Here is a 19,007-nt window from a genome sequence, read left to right as displayed (position 1 = left end):
CGTTGCTTCTTGTCGAAGCGAGGTGCGCATTCTACGCCATCCTCTGTGACTGTCAACCGCTTTTTTAAAACATTTTAAAAACCGGTTTGAAAGCCGCCAACTCAGCCCTAGGCCTTGCTAGCCCTGACTTGCATCAACGTTACTCTGCAGCGCTGTGTGCCGTGTCAGTGGAGGTGCATTATAGGCATCGATTCCCAAGGCGCAAGCGTTTTTTGAAGAAAACTTAAAATAATTGTCTTTATGGCTGTTTTTCAAGCGAAATGCTCATAATTAGAACTTAAATACACGAAAAACGACTTATTCAGGCGTAGATAAGTGATAAATCTACAAGCTCTTGTGAGATTATTGCGCTCAATTCTAGGCTGTTTAAATTTACTGGCTAGATAAATAGTCGTATGACTCCGCTTGTTCCTTATAAGACTATTTGTAATAAAGCGCGGATAACGTAAGCTGAGTAGTTAAAGCCAATAACAAATGGAGTAAACAATGAGTGTTAAGTCTTTTTCAGGTTTCAGTCCTATCTTGGGAAAAGAAGTATGGATAGATCCTAGCGCAGTACTCTATGGCGAGATTAAGTTAGGCGATGATGTCAGTATTTGGCCGTTGGTAGCGGCGCGCGGGGACGTTAACCACATACATATCGGCGCCCGTACTAATGTACAAGACGGCAGCGTTTTACATGTTACCCGCAAAACTGAGAACCCGCCGCAGGGCTATCCTTTAATCATTGGTGAAGATGTCACAATTGGCCACAAGGCGATGCTACATGGCTGCACCATTGGTAATCGCGTATTGGTAGGCATGGGAGCCATCGTTTTAGACGGTGTGGTGGTTGAAGACGAGGTAATGATTGGAGCAGGAAGCTTAGTGCCTCCAAATAAACGTTTAGCCTCTGGTTACTTATACCTAGGCAGCCCGGTAAAACAGGCTCGCCCGCTGAATGATAAAGAGAAGGCGTTTCTTAGTGAGTCAGCCGACAACTATGTACGGCTGAAACAACAGTATCTAGAAGAACAAGCTTAAAGGATAAGTGCGCCGTTGGCGGCAAAGTCTTCCTCTTTTAACTTTTCTTCTAATAGTTCTTCAATATCGAATTGAACACTATGGTAGGCCTCGAGTATTTTTTCGTCATTGGTTAAGGGTAAACCCACCAGATGCTCGAGGGTCTTTTTCCTCACGGCACACTGAACTTTGGCCCCCATAACCTGAGCGCTAAACTCGATGCATTGATTAAGCGCCTGCCAACGTTGGTCATCACCAATAATGATGGCTTGATTCATGATAGTTCTACTCCCGTCATTAGGTCTGCTTGTAATTTGTATTTGACCTTCTTAAAGTGTTGCAATTGAACCGCAAAACTACAAGTAGATTATTAATGACCACCTGGCAATGGGCAACTTTCGAGCAACTATCCACTACTCAGCTATATCAAATATTGGCTCTTCGTGAAGAAGTGTTTGTTGTAGAGCAGCGCTGCCCCTATCAAGATGCCGACGGCCAAGACTTTGCAGCCCTACACTTAATGGCCTGGCAAGAGCAACAACTGCTCGCTTATGCTCGTATTTTTGCGCCGGAACAAGGCCACGCAAGAATTGGTCGAGTGGTCACTAAGGCCAGCGGACGTGGGCAAGGTTTGGGTCAGCAGTTGATGCAACGGGCCATTGCTTACTGCCAGCAGCACTGGCCCGAGGCGAGTATTATAATTTCGGCACAGCGCTACTTGGAACAGTTTTACCAACAACTTGGCTTTGAAATCTGCAGCGAGCCCTATCTAGAGGATGATATTCCCCATATCGCAATGCAGATTAAGGCTATCGGCTAAGGTTTCGCCGCAACTCGCGTAGCACTTGACGCGCCCCCGGGCGAATACCACGCCAAACGGCAAAGCTTTCCGCCGCTTGACCCACTAGCATACCTAAACCATCAACGGTTTTTGCCGCCCCCAAATCCGCAGCCCAACGGTTAAAGGCGGTGGTATCGGCAGCGTAAGTCATGTCATAACAACGAGTGGTCGGCTGGATTAACTCTGGCTTTAACGGGGGCAACTGGCCTTTTAAACCGGTAGAAGTAGAGTTAATAATAATATCGAAGTCGCCACTGAGAGCTTCATAGGAGCTAGCCGACACAGGCCCCAAATCTGCAAAGCGCTCAGCTAAGGCTTGCGCTTTTGCAACGGTGCGATTAACAATCAGCAGTTGACTTAATTGCTGTTCTAACAAGGGGCCGATCACTCCGCGTGCGGCGCCGCCAGCTCCTAACAACAAGACTTTCAAACCACTTAAATCACCAAACTGAGCCAGTAAGTCAGCCACCAAACCTGCACCGTCGGTATTATCACCCAGCAATATGCCGTCATCAGTTAACTTTAGGGTATTCACAGCGCCAGCCAGTAACGCTCGCTCAGTATGTTGCTGAGCGGCTTGAAAAGCTTGTTGTTTAAATGGCGCGGTAATATTGCAACCTTTACCTCCGGCTTTTAAAAACTCATCCAAGGCTTGTAGAAAGCCATCTTCGGCCGGTTCAATAGCACGGTAACTGAGATCTTGCTGGGTTTGTCGAGCAAATAAAGTGTGAATAAAGGGAGATTTTGATTGGCTAATTGGGTTACCAAAAACTGCGTATAAATCCATTAGGCGCACTACTTAGATAAATAATAGTGCACCATAACAAGGCTTTAGTAAAAATAGAATAACTAAAGACCCTTGTTTAACGATTAATCGTCATCTTCTACATCAGAGGGGTCTACATCATCAAGGTCATCATCCTCACTACTCGCGCTTTCTGTAACACTGGCCTTGGGTGGATTACTCACTAAGCCGTGGAAAGCCTTACGGCCTGACAGCTTCTTATACTTTAACCATACTTTTTGTTCCGCAGTTTCTGCTTCGGCTTCACCTCGGCATACTGAGACAAAATAAGCCTCGACGTCGTCGATGGGGTCCCGAAGCGACTCGTCTAATTCTTTAAAAGCGCAGCCACAGCGCTCTAATAATTCAGCTTCTTTGATAGTGAATGCGCCACTACGCGAGAAACCACGGCGAAAATGTTTATCATCTGCAAATCGGCGTTTAGCCAAAAACGATCCATTCATAGTGTAAGACTCAACTAAAAAGAAATCATTGATACCAACGAGCTCATGCTCAACAGTTAAAATAATTAATTCAAAGTGAACGTTCTTGCAAGAAAATAAATTGCTTTTTTAGCGTTTTGGCTAAGCCTTGCTCAACCAGTCCTGAGGCTTTAAGTAACGCTGGTAGAGACGCTCTTCATCGCTGCCAGGCTCGGGTTGCCAGTTATAACGCCATTTCACCAAAGGCGGCAGTGACATTAAGATGGACTCGGTACGCCCGCCCGACTGTAAACCAAATAAAGTGCCGCGATCGTAAACTAAATTAAATTCCACATAGCGACCACGTCGATACAGCTGAAAATCACGCTGTTGCTGAGTAAACGCTAAGCCTTTTCGACGCGCCACAATCGGCAAGTAGGCCTTAAGGAAACCATCCCCCACTGCCTGAGTAAACGCAAAACTTTGCTCAAAACCCAATTCATTTAAATCGTCAAAGAACAGGCCACCAATACCGCGAGTTTCATTGCGGTGCTTAAGGAAAAAGTATTCGTCACACCATTTTTTGTATTTGGGGTACAGAGTTTCACCAAAAGGCCGGCACAAATCAGCAGCCGTTTGGTGCCAACTAATACAGTCTTCATCGAAGCCATAATAGGGAGTTAGGTCAAACCCTCCCCCAAACCACCAGATCGGCGCTTCGCCGTCTTTTTCTGCAATAAAGAAACGAACATTAGCATGTGAGGTAGGAAGCATAGGATTATGCGGGTGAATCACCAAAGATACCCCCATGGCTTCAAAGCGCCGCCCCGCCAACTCTGGGCGTTGCGCCGTAGCGGAGGCGGGCATTTGCTCACCAAACACATGAGAAAAGTTCACTCCCGCTTGTTCAAATACCAATCCTTCACTGAGTACCCGAGTGCGCCCCTCGCCACTAAGGCCTTGATGCTCGGCGGGGTCACGCTGCCAATCGTCGTGCAAAAACTTCGCTTGGCCGTCTTGTTGCTCCAATTGCTGGCAAATACGCTGTTGTAAGTGAATAAAAAACTCTCGAACGGCCACTGAATTGACTTGTTGCATGCTGCTACCTTTAATCGAGTTAAGCGCGGATCACCTGACCGGTACTTATGTCTTTTATTTGGCTGGTTTGTGTCGCCCCCCCCAAGGGACCATCAAATACCAACTCAACCCCAGCTAACTGTGCCGCTTGTTCAGCGCTTTGCGCGGGTGGCTCACCACTGAGGTTAGCCGAAGTAGACACTAAGGGTTTAGCGATGAGCTGACATAGGCTAGCCACCACAGGATGAGCGGTCAGGCGTACAGCAACACTACTAAATTGACCACAGATCCACGGTGGAGTGGCTGCTGAAATAGGCACCAACCAAGTGGTGGGGCGTGCCTGCGGGGTCACCAATAGTTGACGTTGCTGTTCAGACAAGGCGGCGTAATCAATATAAGGTAACAACTGCGAAAGCTCTGAAGCCAATAAAATCAAGCCCTTCTCTACAGGACGCTGTTTAATTTGCAAAATCCTATTTACCGCTTGTTGAGAGTCAGGGTCACAGCCCAAGCCATACACCGATTCAGTGGGATAGGCCAACACAGCACCCTGAGAGATAGCAGCTGCCGCACGCTGTACATCGCTGCAAATAACCGCTTGAAAAGAACTTTCATTCATTATTTTTGTACTTTTACCAAACTATGAATTAATACGAATTGTAAGGCGGCACATACCACCACCGAAGGGCCAGCTGGGGTATCTTGATACCAAGATAAACACAAGCCAAGCACTACAGAAATCGCGCCAAACACAACCGCATAAGCCGCCATTTGCTCCGGTGAGCTGCTTAAACGCCGTGCCGTAGCAGCAGGGATTAACAACAAAGAACTAATAATCAGCGCGCCGACAATTTTCATGGCAATGGCAATCACCACCGCCAGCAACAGCAGCAATAGCGCCCGCATCAAATCAACATTGATGCCTTCTACTTCGGCAATTTGTTCGTTCACCGTTGCCGATAACAGTTTATTCCATTGGCTGAATAACACTGCCAATACCAACGCGCCACCGCCCCAAATCCACAACAAATCTTGCTGAGTCACCGCTAATAGGTCACCAAACAAGTAGGCCATAAGATCAATACGTACGCTGTCCATCAACGCCACAACCACCAAGCCCAAAGAGAGGGCTGAATGGGCCATAATGCCCAACAAGGTATCACTGGCTAACTGTTTATAACGTTGCAAAGACAACAATAACAACGCCAGCATGGCACCACTCAATACCATCGCCAATATTGGATTAATGGCTAACCATAAACCTAAAGCGACCCCAAGTAAGGAGGCATGCGCCAAGGTATCACCAAAATAAGCTAAACGTCGCCACACCATGAAGGAGCCTAAAGGCCCAGCCAATAAGGCAATACCTAAACCAGCCAATAAGGCGTTAATTAAAAAGTCATCCATGAATTAATCGTTCTCTTGGCTACTAGCTTGATGGTGATGATGGTCATGTTCATCGCACACATGATGGTGAGTATAAACGGCTAGTTGTTGGCGCTCGTTTTGAGCAAATAGGCGAGCAAACTCTGGATGCTGCGCCACACTCTCTGGCTCACCGTGACAGCAGACATGGTGGTTGAGGCAAATAACATGGTCGGTACCGGCCATCACCAAATGCAAATCATGAGAGACCAACAGCACCGCACAATCGATTTGTTGAGCAATATCGGAAATTAATTGGTAAAGCTCAATTTGCCCTGAAATATCAACACCTTGAACCGGCTCGTCTAACACTAATAGCTGCGGTTCACCGAGCAAGGCGCGGGCTAGCAGCACCCGCTGCATCTCGCCGCCAGACAAACGCACTAACTGTCGCTGCAGTAGACCTTCAATGCCGAGTTGGCTAATCACCTTATTTAGGCGCTTACGTGAGTAGTGACGCGCCAACTTCAAAAAGCGTTCAACACTTAAGGGAAAGGACTCATCAACGCTGATTTTTTGCGGCACATAACCGATCCGCAATTTTGAGGCGCGAGTAATATTACCGGAATCGGCAGGAATCAAGCCAAGAATCACTTTAATCAGGGTACTCTTACCGGCCCCATTAGGGCCGATCAAGGTGGTAATTTGGCCGCGATTAAGCTCAAGCGACACATGGTCAAGAACCATGCGCTGGTCAAAGCTAACACAAATATTGTTTAGCGAAAGTAAGGTGGTCAATCCCAGTTCCTATAGATAATTAGCTCGTTAGAACCCAGCGAAGTATGCTTGGGGGGCACTATTCTACACTAGATGTTACACTATCGTATTATTTTACCAAATCATCTAACAAAGCCTGTATGCGTAAACTGTTTTTCACCTTAATGTTAATCACCTTTCCTAGCTGGGCCAGCAATCCAAACATCTTAGTCAGCATTAAACCGCTGCAACTACTGCTTAGCAGCCTTACCGAGGGGCAATACCAAATCGATTACTTGGTGAGCCCCAATGTATCCCCCCATGATTACGCGTTGCGGCCGTCGGATGTACGCGCCCTTCGTCAAGCCGACTTGGTGATTTGGGTAGGGGAAGAACTAGAACCCTTTCTGAGTAAGCCACTCAGCCAAAGTGATAGCCAACAACTAAAGTTACTGGACATAGCTGGGCTTGAACTGATCAAAGGGGAAGCCGAGCATGAACATCATGGCGATCATCACCACGAGTTAGACCCGCACATCTGGCTAGGGCCTAAACAAGCGCGCAGCATTGCCCGCGCAGTGACCGAGCAGTTGATTGAAATGCAAGTTAAACCCGCAGCCGAACTGGAGCAGCAACTCATTCGCTTTAATCAAAAGCTGGACCAGCTAGTGAGCGATATCCAGCAACAACTGCAGCCAGTACAACAGCAAGGCTATTTCGTTTTTCACGATGGCTATAGTTACTTTGAGCGTTACTTTGCTTTGAACCGCCTAGGCGAATTTACCATCAATCCCCAGCGCCGCCCCGGGGCTAAAACCCTGCAGCATATTCGTCAACAACTGGCACAAGGAAAGGCCCAGTGTATTTTTGCCGAACCCCAATTTAATGGCGCATTATTGGAAACCATTAGCCAAGATAGTGGGGCTAAAATCAGCCTGCTTGACCCCTTAGGCATCACCGTGAAAAATTCCGCCAATGGCTATTTTGATTTATTGCAGCAGTTAGCTAACAGCTATCGAGACTGCCTATTCGTTGATGGCAATCAATAGACGCAAAAACGGAGCGTGAAGCTCCGTTTTTTATCGCTGCGGCAAGATTAAATCACCCGAGAAAACTGCTGGCGCCTAGCTTGATTACGGAAATACACATCAAAACACATGCAAATATTGCGGATCAACAAGCGCCCCTTGTTACTCACTTGGATCCCCTGCTCGCTTAACTCAACCAGAGCATCATCAACAAAGGGCTGTAATAGCTGTAAGTCTTCGGCAAAGTAGGATTGAAAATCGATGCCAAACAGCTGTTCTAAATCACCAAAGTTCAATTGAAAGTTGCAAATCAGTCGCTTAATCAACTCTCGGCGGATCAAGTCATCTTGATTCAGCGCGATCCCCTTCCACTGAGCATGACCAAGGCTGTCGATCTGTGCGTAATAGCTTTTTAGCTCTTTTTGATTTTGACTGTAGGCGTCGCCTAGCATAGAGATGGAAGAAACACCCAAGCCCAGCAAATCGGCCTCACCTTGAGTGGTATACCCCTGAAAGTTACGGTGTAATTGCCCCTTGCTCTGGGCTATCGCTAATTCATCTTCAGGCTTAGCGAAGTGATCCATTCCAATAAACTGATAACCATGTTGGCTCAAAAACTCGATGCTATCGCGTAAAATACCCAAACGCTGCTCACTAGAGGGCATCTTGCTTTCATCAATTTTACGTTGCGCGGCAAAACGACTCGGTAAATGAGCATAGTTAAATACCGAAAGTCGATCGGGGTCTAACTCAATCACCCGCTGCAACGTTTGTTTAAAGCTGTCACGCGTTTGGTAAGGCAAGCCGTAAATCAGATCAATATTAACCGAGCTAAACCCCACCGCTCGAGCCCGCTCCACTAAGGCAAAAATAAACGCTTCATCTTGCTCACGATTGACCGCCTGCTGAACTTGCTTATTAAAATCCTGTACCCCTAAGCTAAGGCGATTAAAACCCAATTCGGCTAATAAATCGATGGTGCTTAATTCAATTTCTCGGGGGTCTACTTCAATGCTGATTTCGGCAGCATCGGCAAATTCGAAGTGCTGGTACAAAAGGGCAGTTAAGCGTTTTAACTGGGCCGCATCCAAATAGGTGGGCGTACCACCGCCCCAATGCATTTGGCTAACCTTACGTTGCTTAAAACGCCCCGCTTGTAGCTCAATTTCGCGTTCTAGATAGTCGAGGTAAATATCCGCCTTATGTTGGTGGCGGGTAATGACCTTATTGCAGCCACAGTAGTAACAAAGCTTATGGCAGAACGGAATATGCACATACAGTGATAACGCCCGCTCGGGATACTTAGCACAAGCCTCTTGAAACTGCGGCTCACCAAAGGACTCGTTAAACTCTAAGGCCGTAGGATAAGACGTATAGCGAGGGCCCGAGTAGTTATATTTTTCAATTAACTGCTGGTCCCAATCGACCGCTGATGATGCCATTTGATTTCTCCTAGAGCACTTTTACACTAAGCTCTGTCAGCGCTTTAGCTTCTTCTATAATCTGCTGTCTCAATGTTTCTTCTTCCGCTTCGCGCTGAAGATCCTGACGCATTCTTTGCTGACGAGGCAATTTGTTGCGAGCTTCATGAGTAGGCAAGTGTTTCACCGAATTATACAGTTGAAACACGCTAGGAAAACGCTCAGCCCAATCAATTTGCTTAGGCGTTTGCAGGGCCATTAACAGATTACTGATACGGATCACACCTTCTGACAAACCGCAGCGATCATCAACCATGGCACTGGCAATATAACGAATATCGCCTAATAAGTTTTCATTCCGCTTAGCCAGCGCCCGCTGAATCACTTTGCGTTGCCCCATTAAGCGACCTAGCAATAAGGCGGCATAAACCGCCAGCACAAGAATGACCAGTAGCCCAATAACGGCCCACCACAGCATAGCGATTAATCCTTATACTGATCTAACGAAGAGCTATTTAATGAACGCCAAAGCTGCTCATCATCATCCAAGTCTTCATCTTCGGTTTCTTCAGACAAACCTAACTCGCGCAACAATTCGGCATGACGCGCCAACTGTTGGTCTAACCATTGCTGCTCTTGGGCAGAAATTTTGCCGCCCTCATCCAAGATATCGATAAGCGCCTCTACTCGAGTATCCGCTTCCAACTTGGCTAGCTCTTGCTCTGGGCTCAATACTTGCGGCTGTGCTTTGGCCTTTGGTTTAACAGGCTTATTAACTGGAGTTGCGGTTACGCCTAACGGCACAGCTGCTTTACTGCCAATTCGCGGATCTTTTGCCTGCTGAACGGGTGTGCTAGACGCGTCTTTCTCAAGGCCTTGCTGGCGACTACCGGCACTTTTACCTTTACCGATTTTTTTTCGATCCGGCACAGCAACACGTTTTGCTTTAAAGTCAGGGTCTTTACGCACCCCAATTAAGCCGCCCTTGCGATTTTTTTTTCTAGACATCTTTTTTACCTCTGTGGAATAGCGCCACATCAGGGCCGACTATTTCCAAACTCATTTGATAGAATTCTGCTAACCAACGAAACGTTTTATCGCTATAAAACGCCACATGGGTAGGATCATTTTTATAGTGCCATTGAGCGAAAACATCGATGCCCCAATGGCGTTTGGTCATTACCGCTAATAAACCCGAAGTGGCTACCAAACCGGTGAGTAGCTGCCAAGACTGCGCCGGATGATTGAAATGCTCCACCACTTCACTACAGGTAACCAACTCGTAGTCTCGACTTAACAAGCCCTCGTCTGGGTAATATATAGGATCATAGTTTAGCAATTGGTGGCCTGCTTGCGCGAACAGTAAACTCAGCGCAGGCCCCGGCCCACAGCCAAAATCCAAACCTACCACAGGGTGCCTTAAGGCCGTAATAGTAGGCTCACTTAAGCGCTGCAAAAAACCTAAATAAGCAGAGTCGTGTGGGTCATTATTGTGTAAGTCGTACTGCGCTTTTTCGGCATCAGCACTCAGCCAATCTTGCGGGTCGGCAAAAATCAAATCGCAAACGTTGCAGTGCCAATATTGGCAACGTTTATTACGATAAAAATCGTTGCAAGCAGTCGCATTACAGAGAGGACAATTCACCAATCACACCTAGCCGTATTTTTCAGGGGCGCAAGTGTAACACTAACAACAAAGATGGCGAATATTAAATCAGATGTTGTTGGGCAGCTCAGGCTGCCCATTCACCCTTAGTGCAAGCCACCAAGGTATTGCGATAATATTTCGATGTCTTTATCGCTAAGCTTGGCCGCTACGTCGCGCATCATACCGTTAAGGTCATTAGCACGCTCACCGCTACGAAAAGCTTCTAACTGGTTTTTAATATAAGTGGCGTATTGCGAAGAAATACGTGGGAAACGAGCCAAGCTATGACCCACACCACGAGGACCGTGACACGCAGTACAAGCGGCAATGCCACGTTCAATATCGCCACCCATAAATAATTTTTGTCCCGCCTCAACATATTCCGGCGCGGTAGTATTTGGACTCATTGGCTGAGCAGCGAAATATGCGGAGATATCTTCCATATCCTGCTCGGTAAGCGGCATGGCCATACCACCCATAATGGCATTATTACGCCCTTCTGCTCCGCCACTTTTCATTGCGGCTTGGAAATCTTTAAGCTGCTTAACTAGGTACCCAGCATGTTGGCCTTCTAATTTAGGGTAACCCAAAGCTTCGCCTTGGTTGTTATGGCACGCTTTACACGACGCGGCCTTTTGCTCTCCAGCGACAGCGTCACCCTTGGCCCATACTGGACTGGCTACCCCCGCCAATAAGATTAAAACTAAGGTAAGTTTTTTCATGACATTCCATTTATTAGTATTATTCCAAACCACACACTGGCGCCCGTGTTACAATGCGCGAGTCCAGTAACGGCATTATTTTACACAATTTTGCCAAAAACGTAATGTATTACCCTAATTTCCTTGTGGAGCTCAACATCACCATGGCGCAATATCATTTTCAAAACACCCACTTCATTACTAGCGCGCCGAATATCCAGGCAATGCCTGAAGATAGCGGGATTGAAGTCGCCTTTGCCGGACGCTCTAACGCTGGTAAGTCCAGTGCATTAAATACCTTAACCCGTCAAAAAAACCTAGCTAGAACCAGTAAAACGCCAGGACGGACACAATTAATTAACGTTTTTGAAATAAGTGAAGGCTTTCGATTAATCGATTTACCTGGCTACGGCTTTGCTCAAGTTCCCGAAGAAGTTAAGAAGCAATGGCAAAAATCATTATCAGAATATCTGCAAGAACGACAAAGTCTGCAAGGTATCGTGGTACTGATGGATATTCGTCACCCATTTAAAGAAACCGACAATGGTTTGATTCAATGGGCAGTAGACTGCGACTTGCCGGTATTGGCCTTATTAACTAAGGCGGATAAGCTGAAACAAGGTGCCCGCAAGGCGGCGATCTTAAAAGGCCGCGAAACCGCTAAAGCCTTTGGTGGAGAAGTACGAGTAGAAGCGTTTTCCTCATTAAAAAAACAAGGCCTCGATATTCTGCAAAATACCTTAGCAAGTTGGTTTGACCAACATCAGGCCGAGCCACTCAACGACCAGCAATAAAGCCATCGCAGCTCACACTTGACTGCAACAAAAGGCCAATTAAGCGAGAAAGTTTCATCATTTTCTCGCAATACACCTCTTACTTCACAACTTTCCTCAAAATTTAAGCCACGGCTAAATATTGCAATCAGGCTACCGAAGAACGTAAAAATTCAGCCGCTGAAGCTCGCTATAATGTCGCAAAAACTAATGAGGTAACACCATGAACCAAGACAAAGCCAAGCCGCTTGAGTCACATGCTGCAGAAACAACCAGCGATGCCGAAGCCGTGACTAAAGCTGATTTAGCCAGAGCCTCACAGCTCAAGCCAATCAGCAGCCCGTTAGTCACACACATGTATACTGCCGACCCCTCGGCGCATGTCTTTGACGGCAAATTATATATCTATCCTTCTCACGACGTTGATAACGGTCAGCCTTTAAATGACAACGGCGACCACTTTGACATGCGCGATTACCATGTTTTCTCCTTAGATCGCCCCTTTGGCGTGGTAACCGACCACGGTAACGCTCTGGATATAAAAGACGTAGCTTGGGCCGAGAAACAAATGTGGGCACCAGATGCGGCCGAGAAAGACGGCAAATACTATCTGTATTTTCCAGCACGCAACCACAACGGCATTTTTCAAATTGGCGTCGCGGTTGGCGAGCAGCCTGAGGGACCTTTTATTCCACAACCAGAAGCGATTAAAGGTAGCTTTAGCATCGATCCTGCGGTGTTTAAAGACCAAGACGGTAGCCACTACATGTATTTTGGTGGTTTATGGGGCGGACAACTGCAATGCTGGCGCGATGGTAAGTTTGGCGAAGAGCAGTTCCCACAAGACCAACAAGCCGCGCTACGGCCATTTGTCGCAAAACTGAGTGACGACATGCTGGAATTTGCCGAGCCACCGCAACCCATCGACATTATTGATGAGAATGGCGAGCTGCTACTAGCCGGAGATAACCATCGCCGCTATTTCGAAGGGCCATGGATGCACCAATACAATGGTCGCTATTACTTCTCTTATTCGACGGGTGATACTCATAAAATCGTTTATGCTAGCAGTGATTCTCCTTACGGTCCCTTCCGCTATGAAGGCGTGATACTAGAGCCAGTGTTAGGTTGGACCACCCACCACTCCATTGTCGAGTTTGAAGGTAAATGGTACTTGTTTTACCACGACAGCACTCTGTCGGCAGGGCAAACCCACTTACGCAGCATCAAAATGGCAGAATTGACTATCGACGAGGATGGTAAGATTACCCCCATCAAGCCTTATTACGATTAAACGTAGCTAGCTTGCCAAGACACTCAATTTATCTTGGGCAAAAAAAAGCCCCATTCTTTGAATGGGGCGAGTAAGAAAAGAATTCTTAAAAAAACTGAAAGCACTATTCCAATTGCATTAATTAAGACTTAACTAAAATAGATTAGTTCACATTTTTTTTAAAAAACATGCATTTTATTTGCTATCGCTTTCAGCAGCACTTTCACCATGACTTACCAAACAGTCGGGCAAACCATAATTTAGCTATCCTCCAGATGATTTTTCAAAGAGAAAATCGTAGCTAAATTTCACACATGGTGTTTTTAACACATAAAAATGAAACAAAATAACACAATAGAAAAGTCACAAGGAAAGTGCTCAATCGAGCCTTAAGAATAGGGGAGAATGGAGTTTAAAGCGGTTTTAAAAGAAAAAACGCCCCGATGTAAACCATCGAGGCGGCAAAATAGCCTTTTTCAACTACGTGAAATAAAGGTCTGAAAGATAGAACATCTTACCTCTGTACCCTACAAGTGCTACTTTAGAGTATCACCGATGAAAAATAAAGCATTTTTTGTAATCTAATTTCATGTTTCATAGTGTTTCAGGTTTTTTTATTACGCGAAAAGCTTTTCATTATTACTAAATGCTAAACCTGAGCCATAAGCACAAAAAAAGGAAGCCTAAGCTTCCTCAAATTAAACAAAATTCGCTATTTAATGTGCTTCATCCCAGTTGTTGCCCACACCTGATTCAGCCACCAAAGGTAGATCTAAGTGAACCGCTTGCTCCATTAACTCTGTGAGTTTGGGCACTACTCGTTCCAACTCACTTTCTAAGACCTCAAACACCAATTCATCGTGCACCTGCATCAACATTCTACAGTGCTCATCGGCTTGGGTATCTAACCAAGTGGCTACGGCAATCATGGCCTTTTTAATAATATCAGCGGCGGTGCCTTGCATTGGCGCATTGACCGCCGCCCGCTCGGCGGCTTTTTTACGCATGCCATTACGTGAATTAATCTCGGGTAAATATAAACGGCGGCCAAACAAGGTTTCTACATAACCGTGTTGCTGACAGAAATCTCGGGTAGTATCCATGTACTCGAGAACCGCTGGATAACGTTCAAAATAACGATTCATATAGGTTTGAGCATCGGCTCGGGCAATACCTAATTGTTTAGCCAACCCAAAAGCACTCATGCCATAAATCAAACCAAAGTTAATCGCCTTGGCACTACGACGTTCATCGCTGCTCACCGCTTCTACCGTCTTACCAAATACCTCTGCTGCAGTGGCCTTATGAATATCTTCTCCCGCCGCAAAGGCACTCAATAAGCCCTTGTCTTGAGACAGATGAGCCATAATACGTAGCTCAATTTGTGAGTAATCGATGGCCACCAGCTTATAACCTTCCGCCGGAATAAAGGCCTGACGCACCTTGCGGCCTTCTTCATGACGGATCGGAATATTTTGTAAATTAGGATCGCTAGACGAGAAACGTCCGGTGGCCGTGACCGCTTGATGATAAGAGGTATGTACTCGCCCAGTGCTTGGTTCCACCATCTTTGGCAACTTGTCGGTATAAGTAGACTTTAATTTAGACAAGCTGCGGTATTCCAAAATAACTTTGGGCAAGCTGTAATCTAAAGCCAACTCTTGCAACACTTCCTCAGCGGTGGACGGTGCGCCCTTAGGAGTTTTCTTCACTACCGGCAAGGCCATTTTTTCAAACAAAATATGTTGCAGCTGCTTGGGTGAACCTAGGTTGAAAGGTTCACCCGCTAAGTCATGAGCCTGCTTTTCTAAGCCATCAATACGCTCTGCCAGAGAAAGACTATGCGCCGCCAATACTTGGCTATCAATGCGCACACCTTGACGCTCGGTTTTAGATAAAATACTTACCAGTGGCAGCTCTACTTCTTCAAACAGGCTCTGTAATTTGGCTTGCTGCTGCAACTTGGGCCATAGGGTTTGGTGCAGACGCAGAGTAATATCGGCATCTTCAGCAGCATAAGGTGCAGCGGTTTCCAGTTCTATTTGATTAAAAGTGAGCTGTTTGGCACCTTTGCCCGCGATATCTTCAAACTTAATGGTTTTGTGCTGTAGGTATTGCAGCGATAAAGAATCCATATCATGGCGAGTCAAAGTACTGTTTAAGACATAAGACTCCAACATGGTATCGTACTTAATACCTTTTAAGTCAATACCATAACGCGCCAGTACGCTAGCGTCATATTTAAGGTTCTGTCCCAGCTTAGCCTTGCTGGGGTCTTCCAACCAGGGTTTCAGCTGAGCTAATACCCAGTCTCGATCTAATTGCTCGGGCGCATTTAAATAATCATGCGCTACCGGCAAATAGGCTGCCTTACCCGCTTCTACGGCAAAAGACAGCCCCACCAATTCTGCCTGCATATAATTCAGCGAGGTGGTTTCGGTATCCAAAGCTACTAGCTCTGCTTGCTGGATTTTCTCCAACCAAGCAGCAAAACTTTGTTTATCTAGAATGGTCTCGTATTCACCACTCAGCTCAGCGGCAGCTTGAAGCGTTGCTTCACTGGCTTCGCCGTCCTGCGGATTGGCGGGTTCAGCAGTTGAGCCTCCTTTAGCTTGATTGTCTAGCGCTTCACTCAACCAACGCTTAAATTCTAGTTCGCCAAATAACTTCACCAAGGCATCGGTATCTTCCTCTAGACGTTGCATATCTTGCATCGTCAAACCCACCTCTACGTCGCATTTTATGGTGGCCAATAAATAAGACAGCCGCGCATCTTCTGCATGCTCTCGCAGTTTCTTCGGCATGGTCTTGGCCCCGCGAAAGCCTAACTCTTGCACCGCATCGGGATCGGCTAATAGCTGTTCTACCCCGCCCACTCCCTGCAACATGGCTAAGGCGGTTTTTTCACCCACACCGGGCAAGCCGGGTATGTTATCCACCTTATCGCCCATCAGGGCAAGGTAGTCGATAATCAATTCTGGTGGCACGCCAAATTTCTCTTCAACACCAGCGCGGTCCATAACCGTATTGGTCATGGTATTAATTAAGGTGATGTTGTCATCAACCAACTGCGCCATGTCTTTATCGCCGGTGCTGATAAGCACCGCTTTATTCTCGGCAGAAGCTTGTTTAGCCAAAGTGCCAATCACGTCGTCGGCTTCCACTCCGGGGATGGCGATCATTGGCAAACCCATGGCCTTAATCACCGCATGCAAGGGCTCAATTTGCGAACGAAGATCATCGGGCATAGAGGGGCGATTAGCTTTGTACTGCTGATAGATCTCATCACGGAAGGTTTTGCCCTTGGCATCAAATACCACCACTATATGCTCGGGCTTAAATTGCTTAAGTAGGCTACGTAGCATATTAACCACACCATAAACCGCACCGGTGGGTTCACCTTTGGAGTTAGTTAAATGTGGAGGCGCATAGAAGGCACGATATAAATAAGAAGAGCCATCAACAAGTACAAGAGCTTGGTCGGGAAGGGCTGCCATTAAGATGATCCATGGTTCTGATTTTCAATGCGCTTGATGATGCCACAGCCGCTGTTAATGCACCAGAGCAATAGCCTTATGCCACAAACAGCTTGTGGATAAGTCTGTTGACAAGCAGCAACAATTCTCTCGCGAAAAATTCACAAGATTAACATTGGAAAATAAAAAGCTTTAATTACAACAAGTTAAAAGCAAAGAAAGAAGAACAAATGGAGCAGCAAACAATTCCCTTGATGTGGAAAACGTCATTCCATGACTTTTCTTTAGACCTGCTTTGACGAATTAATAAACAACTCATCGCAGGCAGGTGGAACAATATAGAAGATTACTCTGCGGCAAACCTTGGAACAGATCACATTTTAACCAGCCTAAAAATATTATTTGTTTTGTTAAAACTTGGCACGTTTTAGCGAGCTTAATAAGCTAGCACAAGCACTTGAAAAAGCCTCGGAGTTTGCACACTCAAACCAGGCACTTTGGCTTAAAGCATCATAGCGCCACCACCATAGTTGTTGTTCCAAATAAAAACCCAGCACTTGCCAATCGGCCCCTTGCTCAACAAAGGCAATAGGCCAAGCTTGCTGTTCAACAAAAGCTTGAGCTAAGGGCAAAAACTGGTTTTCCTCAAAAGTGCGGTTCAGCTTAACCACCGCGAACTCGGCCAGTACCGTATAAGCCGCATCTAACTGCTGCATGAGATCTCCAAGCTTTTCCCCCAAGCCGGCGGCGGCGCAGCAAAGCGCTCGGCATCAGCTTGCTGTTCATAGGGGCGCAGCAATACCTGATGTAGGGCATGCAACTCTTCAAAGTCACCTTGTTCGGCTTGTTCTATGGCTTGCTGAGCCAAATAGTTACGCAATACATAAAGAGGTACATGCTGCTTAATGCTGGCGCAGCGCTGCGCATCGTTCAGCGAATTATCTTGGCAACGCTGGTGGTACTGTTTTAGCCAAGGCTGCCAAGCCGGACTGAAGAGCTCAGCAAGGCTGTCTAAGGGCTGCGCTAAGGCCCGCAAGCTTTGCTGATAATCGACTCCCTGCTCGGCCATTAATTGGAACAAACCCGCCAGTAAGGCTTCGTCTTCGCTGTGCCACTGGGTAAGCCCCAGTTTGTCTAGCATTAGCTGTTGATAGTGCTGATTAATCCGTTGCTGATAACGCATCCATAAGGGTTCTGATTGAGCACTCGGCACATAATCAGACAAAGCCTGAGCCAAACGCTGCAAATTCCATAGCCCCACCGCGGGCTGTTGATTGTAGGCGTAACGCCCGTAGTAGTCGCTGTGGTTACAAATATGCGCGGGTTGGTAGTCATCCAAAAAGCCAAAGGGCCCATAATCGATGGTTAAACCTAAAATCGACATATTGTCGGTATTCATCACCCCATGACAGAACCCCTCGGCCTGCCATTGAGCGATCATTAGTGCGGTGCTATCCACCACCTGTTCTAGCATGGCTAACACCGGATTTTCAGCGCTTAAACACTCTGCAAAATAGTGCTCTAAACAAAACTCGATCAAACGCTTTAAGGGTTGGGTCTGTTGCTGGTAGTAAAGATATTCAAAATGACCAAAGCGAATATGACTGGGCGCCATACGTAACAGCATCGCTTCGTTTTCCATTCGCTCACGTTGCACCAATCCCGTCCCCACCGATAAGCTTAAGGCGCGAGTAGTGGCAATACCTAAAGCGGCCATCGCTTCGCTGGCTAAAAACTCACGAATGGTCGAGCGTAGTACCGCCTTACCATCACCTTGACGAGAAAAAGGGGTTAAGCCAGAGCCTTTAAGTTGCAGCTCCCAATGCGCTCCTTGAGCGGTTTTATGCTCGCCCAACAGCAGTGCTCTACCGTCACCCAATTGCGGACTATAACCGCCAAATTGGTGGCCAGCATAGACACTCGCCACTGGCTGCATGCCCGACAATGTTCGCTGACCCGCGGTAATCTCCGCGAGTTCGGTCTGAATAAAATCAGGCTTTAAGTTGAGCTCTTGGCTGGCGGCCTCACTCACAATCACTAACTGAGGATCGCTTAAAGGCGTAGGTGGCTGCTGATGACACAGCTCGGACAGGGCGTGAGCGAAGCGATTGACAAATTCCATAGCGGCCTCTTGTTAATGATTGAAAAAATTATGGGGCTTGATATTGATCGATTAAAGCTAAAAATTGATATCCGTAGCGTTCTAACTTTTTCAAGCCAACACCACTAATCGCCAACATCTCGTGCTGAGTTTGTGGTTGCTGCTGAGCCATCTCTATTAGCGTAGCATCATTGAATACAACAAACGGCGGCACCGACTCTGCATCAGCTAAACGTTTTCTTAAGTTACGCAGCAAAGCAAACAAACGTTTATCGTACACCCCATAGTTAGCGGTTTTTTTACTTTGTTTAGTGGTATTGATACGCGGCACCGCTAACG

General features: G+C 46.7%; 21 protein-coding genes. 5 read left to right on the top strand and 16 right to left on the bottom strand.

Going from position 1 to position 19,007, the window contains the following annotated elements; translation table 11 throughout:
* Nucleotides 1–486 precede the first annotated feature (486 nt).
* Complete coding sequence (locus ACQY6Q_RS09335) at nt 487–1,023, top strand: gamma carbonic anhydrase family protein (RefSeq protein WP_427980537.1); 537 nt, start codon at nt 487–489, stop codon at nt 1,021–1,023.
* Here ACQY6Q_RS09335 and ACQY6Q_RS09330 read toward each other — a convergent pair.
* Entirely contained in the window at nt 1,020–1,280 is a 261-nt protein-coding gene (locus tag ACQY6Q_RS09330) for a DUF1488 family protein (protein ID WP_427980534.1), read from the bottom strand. The two genes, ACQY6Q_RS09335 and ACQY6Q_RS09330, sit on opposite strands and share 4 nt — an antisense overlap.
* Nucleotides 1,281–1,375: 95 nt before the next feature.
* Between ACQY6Q_RS09330 and ACQY6Q_RS09325 the strand changes: the two genes are divergently transcribed.
* On the top strand, nt 1,376–1,822 hold the full coding sequence (locus ACQY6Q_RS09325) for a GNAT family N-acetyltransferase (protein ID WP_427980532.1): 447 nt from the start codon (nt 1,376–1,378) through the stop codon (nt 1,820–1,822).
* Here ACQY6Q_RS09325 and aroE read toward each other — a convergent pair.
* The 6 genes from aroE to znuC form a co-directional block, all read right to left on the bottom strand.
* Nucleotides 1,812–2,630 carry a shikimate dehydrogenase gene (gene aroE, locus ACQY6Q_RS09320; RefSeq protein WP_427980529.1) on the bottom strand — a complete coding sequence of 273 codons (819 nt, stop codon included), beginning with the start codon at nt 2,628–2,630 and terminating at the stop codon, nt 1,812–1,814. The two genes, ACQY6Q_RS09325 and aroE, sit on opposite strands and share 11 nt — an antisense overlap.
* Nucleotides 2,631–2,713: 83 nt before the next feature.
* Complete coding sequence (gene maoP / locus ACQY6Q_RS09315) at nt 2,714–3,076, bottom strand: DUF413 domain-containing protein (RefSeq protein ID WP_427980526.1); 363 nt, start codon at nt 3,074–3,076, stop codon at nt 2,714–2,716.
* A 135-nt stretch (nt 3,077–3,211) separates the two neighbouring features.
* Nucleotides 3,212–4,147: an oxygen-dependent coproporphyrinogen oxidase gene (hemF, locus tag ACQY6Q_RS09310; RefSeq protein ID WP_427980524.1), complete on the bottom strand. Its 936-nt coding sequence runs from the start codon at nt 4,145–4,147 to the stop codon at nt 3,212–3,214.
* A gap of 19 nt (nt 4,148–4,166) precedes the next feature.
* Nucleotides 4,167–4,745, bottom strand: a complete 579-nt coding sequence (locus ACQY6Q_RS09305) for a Sua5/YciO/YrdC/YwlC family protein (protein WP_427980522.1) — start codon at nt 4,743–4,745, stop codon at nt 4,167–4,169.
* On the bottom strand, nt 4,745–5,533 hold the full coding sequence (gene znuB, locus ACQY6Q_RS09300; protein ID WP_427980520.1) for a zinc ABC transporter permease subunit ZnuB: 789 nt from the start codon (nt 5,531–5,533) through the stop codon (nt 4,745–4,747). Before znuB ends, ACQY6Q_RS09305 begins: the two co-directional genes overlap by 1 nt.
* A 3-nt stretch (nt 5,534–5,536) precedes the next feature.
* Nucleotides 5,537–6,289, bottom strand: coding sequence for a zinc ABC transporter ATP-binding protein ZnuC (gene znuC, locus ACQY6Q_RS09295; protein WP_427980517.1), 753 nt, complete (start codon nt 6,287–6,289; stop codon nt 5,537–5,539).
* 119 nt (nt 6,290–6,408) lie between these two features.
* Here znuC and znuA point away from each other — a divergent pair, with 119 nt between their 5' ends.
* Nucleotides 6,409–7,296: a zinc ABC transporter substrate-binding protein ZnuA gene (gene znuA, locus ACQY6Q_RS09290; protein WP_427980515.1), complete on the top strand. Its 888-nt coding sequence runs from the start codon at nt 6,409–6,411 to the stop codon at nt 7,294–7,296.
* Nucleotides 7,297–7,343: 47 nt separating this feature from the next.
* Here the strand turns inward: znuA and hemN are convergent, their stop codons facing one another.
* From hemN to ACQY6Q_RS09265, 5 genes are all read right to left on the bottom strand, one after another.
* Nucleotides 7,344–8,717 (bottom strand): oxygen-independent coproporphyrinogen III oxidase, encoded by a 1,374-nt coding sequence (gene hemN, locus ACQY6Q_RS09285; protein ID WP_427980513.1) that lies wholly within the window; start codon nt 8,715–8,717, stop codon nt 7,344–7,346.
* A gap of 10 nt (nt 8,718–8,727) precedes the next feature.
* Nucleotides 8,728–9,174: a DUF2489 domain-containing protein gene (locus ACQY6Q_RS09280; protein ID WP_427980511.1), complete on the bottom strand. Its 447-nt coding sequence runs from the start codon at nt 9,172–9,174 to the stop codon at nt 8,728–8,730.
* Nucleotides 9,175–9,179: 5 nt separating this feature from the next.
* Nucleotides 9,180–9,704 carry a Der GTPase-activating protein YihI gene (gene yihI, locus ACQY6Q_RS09275; protein ID WP_427980509.1) on the bottom strand — a complete coding sequence of 175 codons (525 nt, stop codon included), beginning with the start codon at nt 9,702–9,704 and terminating at the stop codon, nt 9,180–9,182.
* Complete coding sequence (locus tag ACQY6Q_RS09270) at nt 9,697–10,341, bottom strand: class I SAM-dependent methyltransferase (protein WP_427980506.1); 645 nt, start codon at nt 10,339–10,341, stop codon at nt 9,697–9,699. The genes yihI and ACQY6Q_RS09270 overlap by 8 nt, the downstream gene beginning before the upstream one ends.
* A 107-nt stretch (nt 10,342–10,448) precedes the next feature.
* Nucleotides 10,449–11,066 carry a c-type cytochrome gene (locus ACQY6Q_RS09265; RefSeq protein ID WP_427980503.1) on the bottom strand — a complete coding sequence of 206 codons (618 nt, stop codon included), beginning with the start codon at nt 11,064–11,066 and terminating at the stop codon, nt 10,449–10,451.
* Between the two features lie 137 nt (nt 11,067–11,203).
* Between ACQY6Q_RS09265 and yihA the strand changes: the two genes are divergently transcribed.
* The gene (yihA, locus tag ACQY6Q_RS09260) at nt 11,204–11,839 is read left to right on the top strand and encodes a ribosome biogenesis GTP-binding protein YihA/YsxC (protein ID WP_427980540.1); all 636 of its coding nucleotides are present in this window, start codon (nt 11,204–11,206) and stop codon (nt 11,837–11,839) included.
* Between the two features lie 202 nt (nt 11,840–12,041).
* A complete protein-coding gene (locus tag ACQY6Q_RS09255) occupies nt 12,042–13,112 on the top strand; it encodes a glycoside hydrolase family 43 protein (RefSeq protein WP_427980500.1) in 1,071 nt (356 codons plus the stop codon).
* A gap of 695 nt (nt 13,113–13,807) precedes the next feature.
* Here ACQY6Q_RS09255 and polA read toward each other — a convergent pair.
* From polA to ACQY6Q_RS09235, 4 genes are all read right to left on the bottom strand, one after another.
* Nucleotides 13,808–16,588, bottom strand: coding sequence for a DNA polymerase I (gene polA, locus ACQY6Q_RS09250; protein WP_427980497.1), 2,781 nt, complete (start codon nt 16,586–16,588; stop codon nt 13,808–13,810).
* A 389-nt stretch (nt 16,589–16,977) separates the two neighbouring features.
* On the bottom strand, nt 16,978–17,283 hold the full coding sequence (locus ACQY6Q_RS09245) for a hypothetical protein (RefSeq protein ID WP_427980494.1): 306 nt from the start codon (nt 17,281–17,283) through the stop codon (nt 16,978–16,980).
* A complete protein-coding gene (locus tag ACQY6Q_RS09240; protein WP_427980491.1) occupies nt 17,271–18,689 on the bottom strand; it encodes a protein adenylyltransferase SelO in 1,419 nt (472 codons plus the stop codon). Before ACQY6Q_RS09240 ends, ACQY6Q_RS09245 begins: the two co-directional genes overlap by 13 nt.
* A 28-nt stretch (nt 18,690–18,717) precedes the next feature.
* On the bottom strand, nt 18,718–19,007 hold a 290-nt coding region (locus tag ACQY6Q_RS09235; RefSeq protein ID WP_427980488.1), incomplete at its 5' end, for an HRDC domain-containing protein.

This window comes from Agarivorans sp. (assembly GCF_050295395.1).
Lineage (GTDB): Bacteria > Pseudomonadota > Gammaproteobacteria > Enterobacterales > Celerinatantimonadaceae > Agarivorans.
Note: the sequence above shows the minus strand (reverse complement) of the source record. Positions and strands in the feature narration are given on the sequence as shown.

Bases quoted from the DNA above. Each gene is read 5' to 3' on its own strand.
- ACQY6Q_RS09330 (WP_427980534.1), bottom strand. From the start codon at position 1,280: ATGAATCAAGCCATCATTATTGGTGATGACCAACGTTGGCAGGCGCTT.
- aroE (WP_427980529.1), bottom strand. From the start codon at position 2,630: ATGGATTTATACGCAGTTTTTGGTAACCCAATTAGCCAATCAAAATCT.
- ACQY6Q_RS09335 (WP_427980537.1), top strand. From the start codon at position 487: ATGAGTGTTAAGTCTTTTTCAGGTTTCAGTCCTATCTTGGGAAAAGAA.
- ACQY6Q_RS09325 (WP_427980532.1), top strand. From the start codon at position 1,376: ATGACCACCTGGCAATGGGCAACTTTCGAGCAACTATCCACTACTCAG.
- ACQY6Q_RS09240 (WP_427980491.1), bottom strand. From the start codon at position 18,689: ATGGAATTTGTCAATCGCTTCGCTCACGCCCTGTCCGAGCTGTGTCAT.
- znuB (WP_427980520.1), bottom strand. From the start codon at position 5,533: ATGGATGACTTTTTAATTAACGCCTTATTGGCTGGTTTAGGTATTGCC.
- yihI (WP_427980509.1), bottom strand. From the start codon at position 9,704: ATGTCTAGAAAAAAAAATCGCAAGGGCGGCTTAATTGGGGTGCGTAAA.
- polA (WP_427980497.1), bottom strand. From the start codon at position 16,588: ATGGCAGCCCTTCCCGACCAAGCTCTTGTACTTGTTGATGGCTCTTCT.
- ACQY6Q_RS09265 (WP_427980503.1), bottom strand. From the start codon at position 11,066: ATGAAAAAACTTACCTTAGTTTTAATCTTATTGGCGGGGGTAGCCAGT.
- hemN (WP_427980513.1), bottom strand. From the start codon at position 8,717: ATGGCATCATCAGCGGTCGATTGGGACCAGCAGTTAATTGAAAAATAT.
- ACQY6Q_RS09305 (WP_427980522.1), bottom strand. From the start codon at position 4,745: ATGAATGAAAGTTCTTTTCAAGCGGTTATTTGCAGCGATGTACAGCGT.
- ACQY6Q_RS09280 (WP_427980511.1), bottom strand. From the start codon at position 9,174: ATGCTGTGGTGGGCCGTTATTGGGCTACTGGTCATTCTTGTGCTGGCG.
- hemF (WP_427980524.1), bottom strand. From the start codon at position 4,147: ATGCAACAAGTCAATTCAGTGGCCGTTCGAGAGTTTTTTATTCACTTA.
- ACQY6Q_RS09255 (WP_427980500.1), top strand. From the start codon at position 12,042: ATGAACCAAGACAAAGCCAAGCCGCTTGAGTCACATGCTGCAGAAACA.
- znuA (WP_427980515.1), top strand. From the start codon at position 6,409: ATGCGTAAACTGTTTTTCACCTTAATGTTAATCACCTTTCCTAGCTGG.
- ACQY6Q_RS09245 (WP_427980494.1), bottom strand. From the start codon at position 17,283: ATGCAGCAGTTAGATGCGGCTTATACGGTACTGGCCGAGTTCGCGGTG.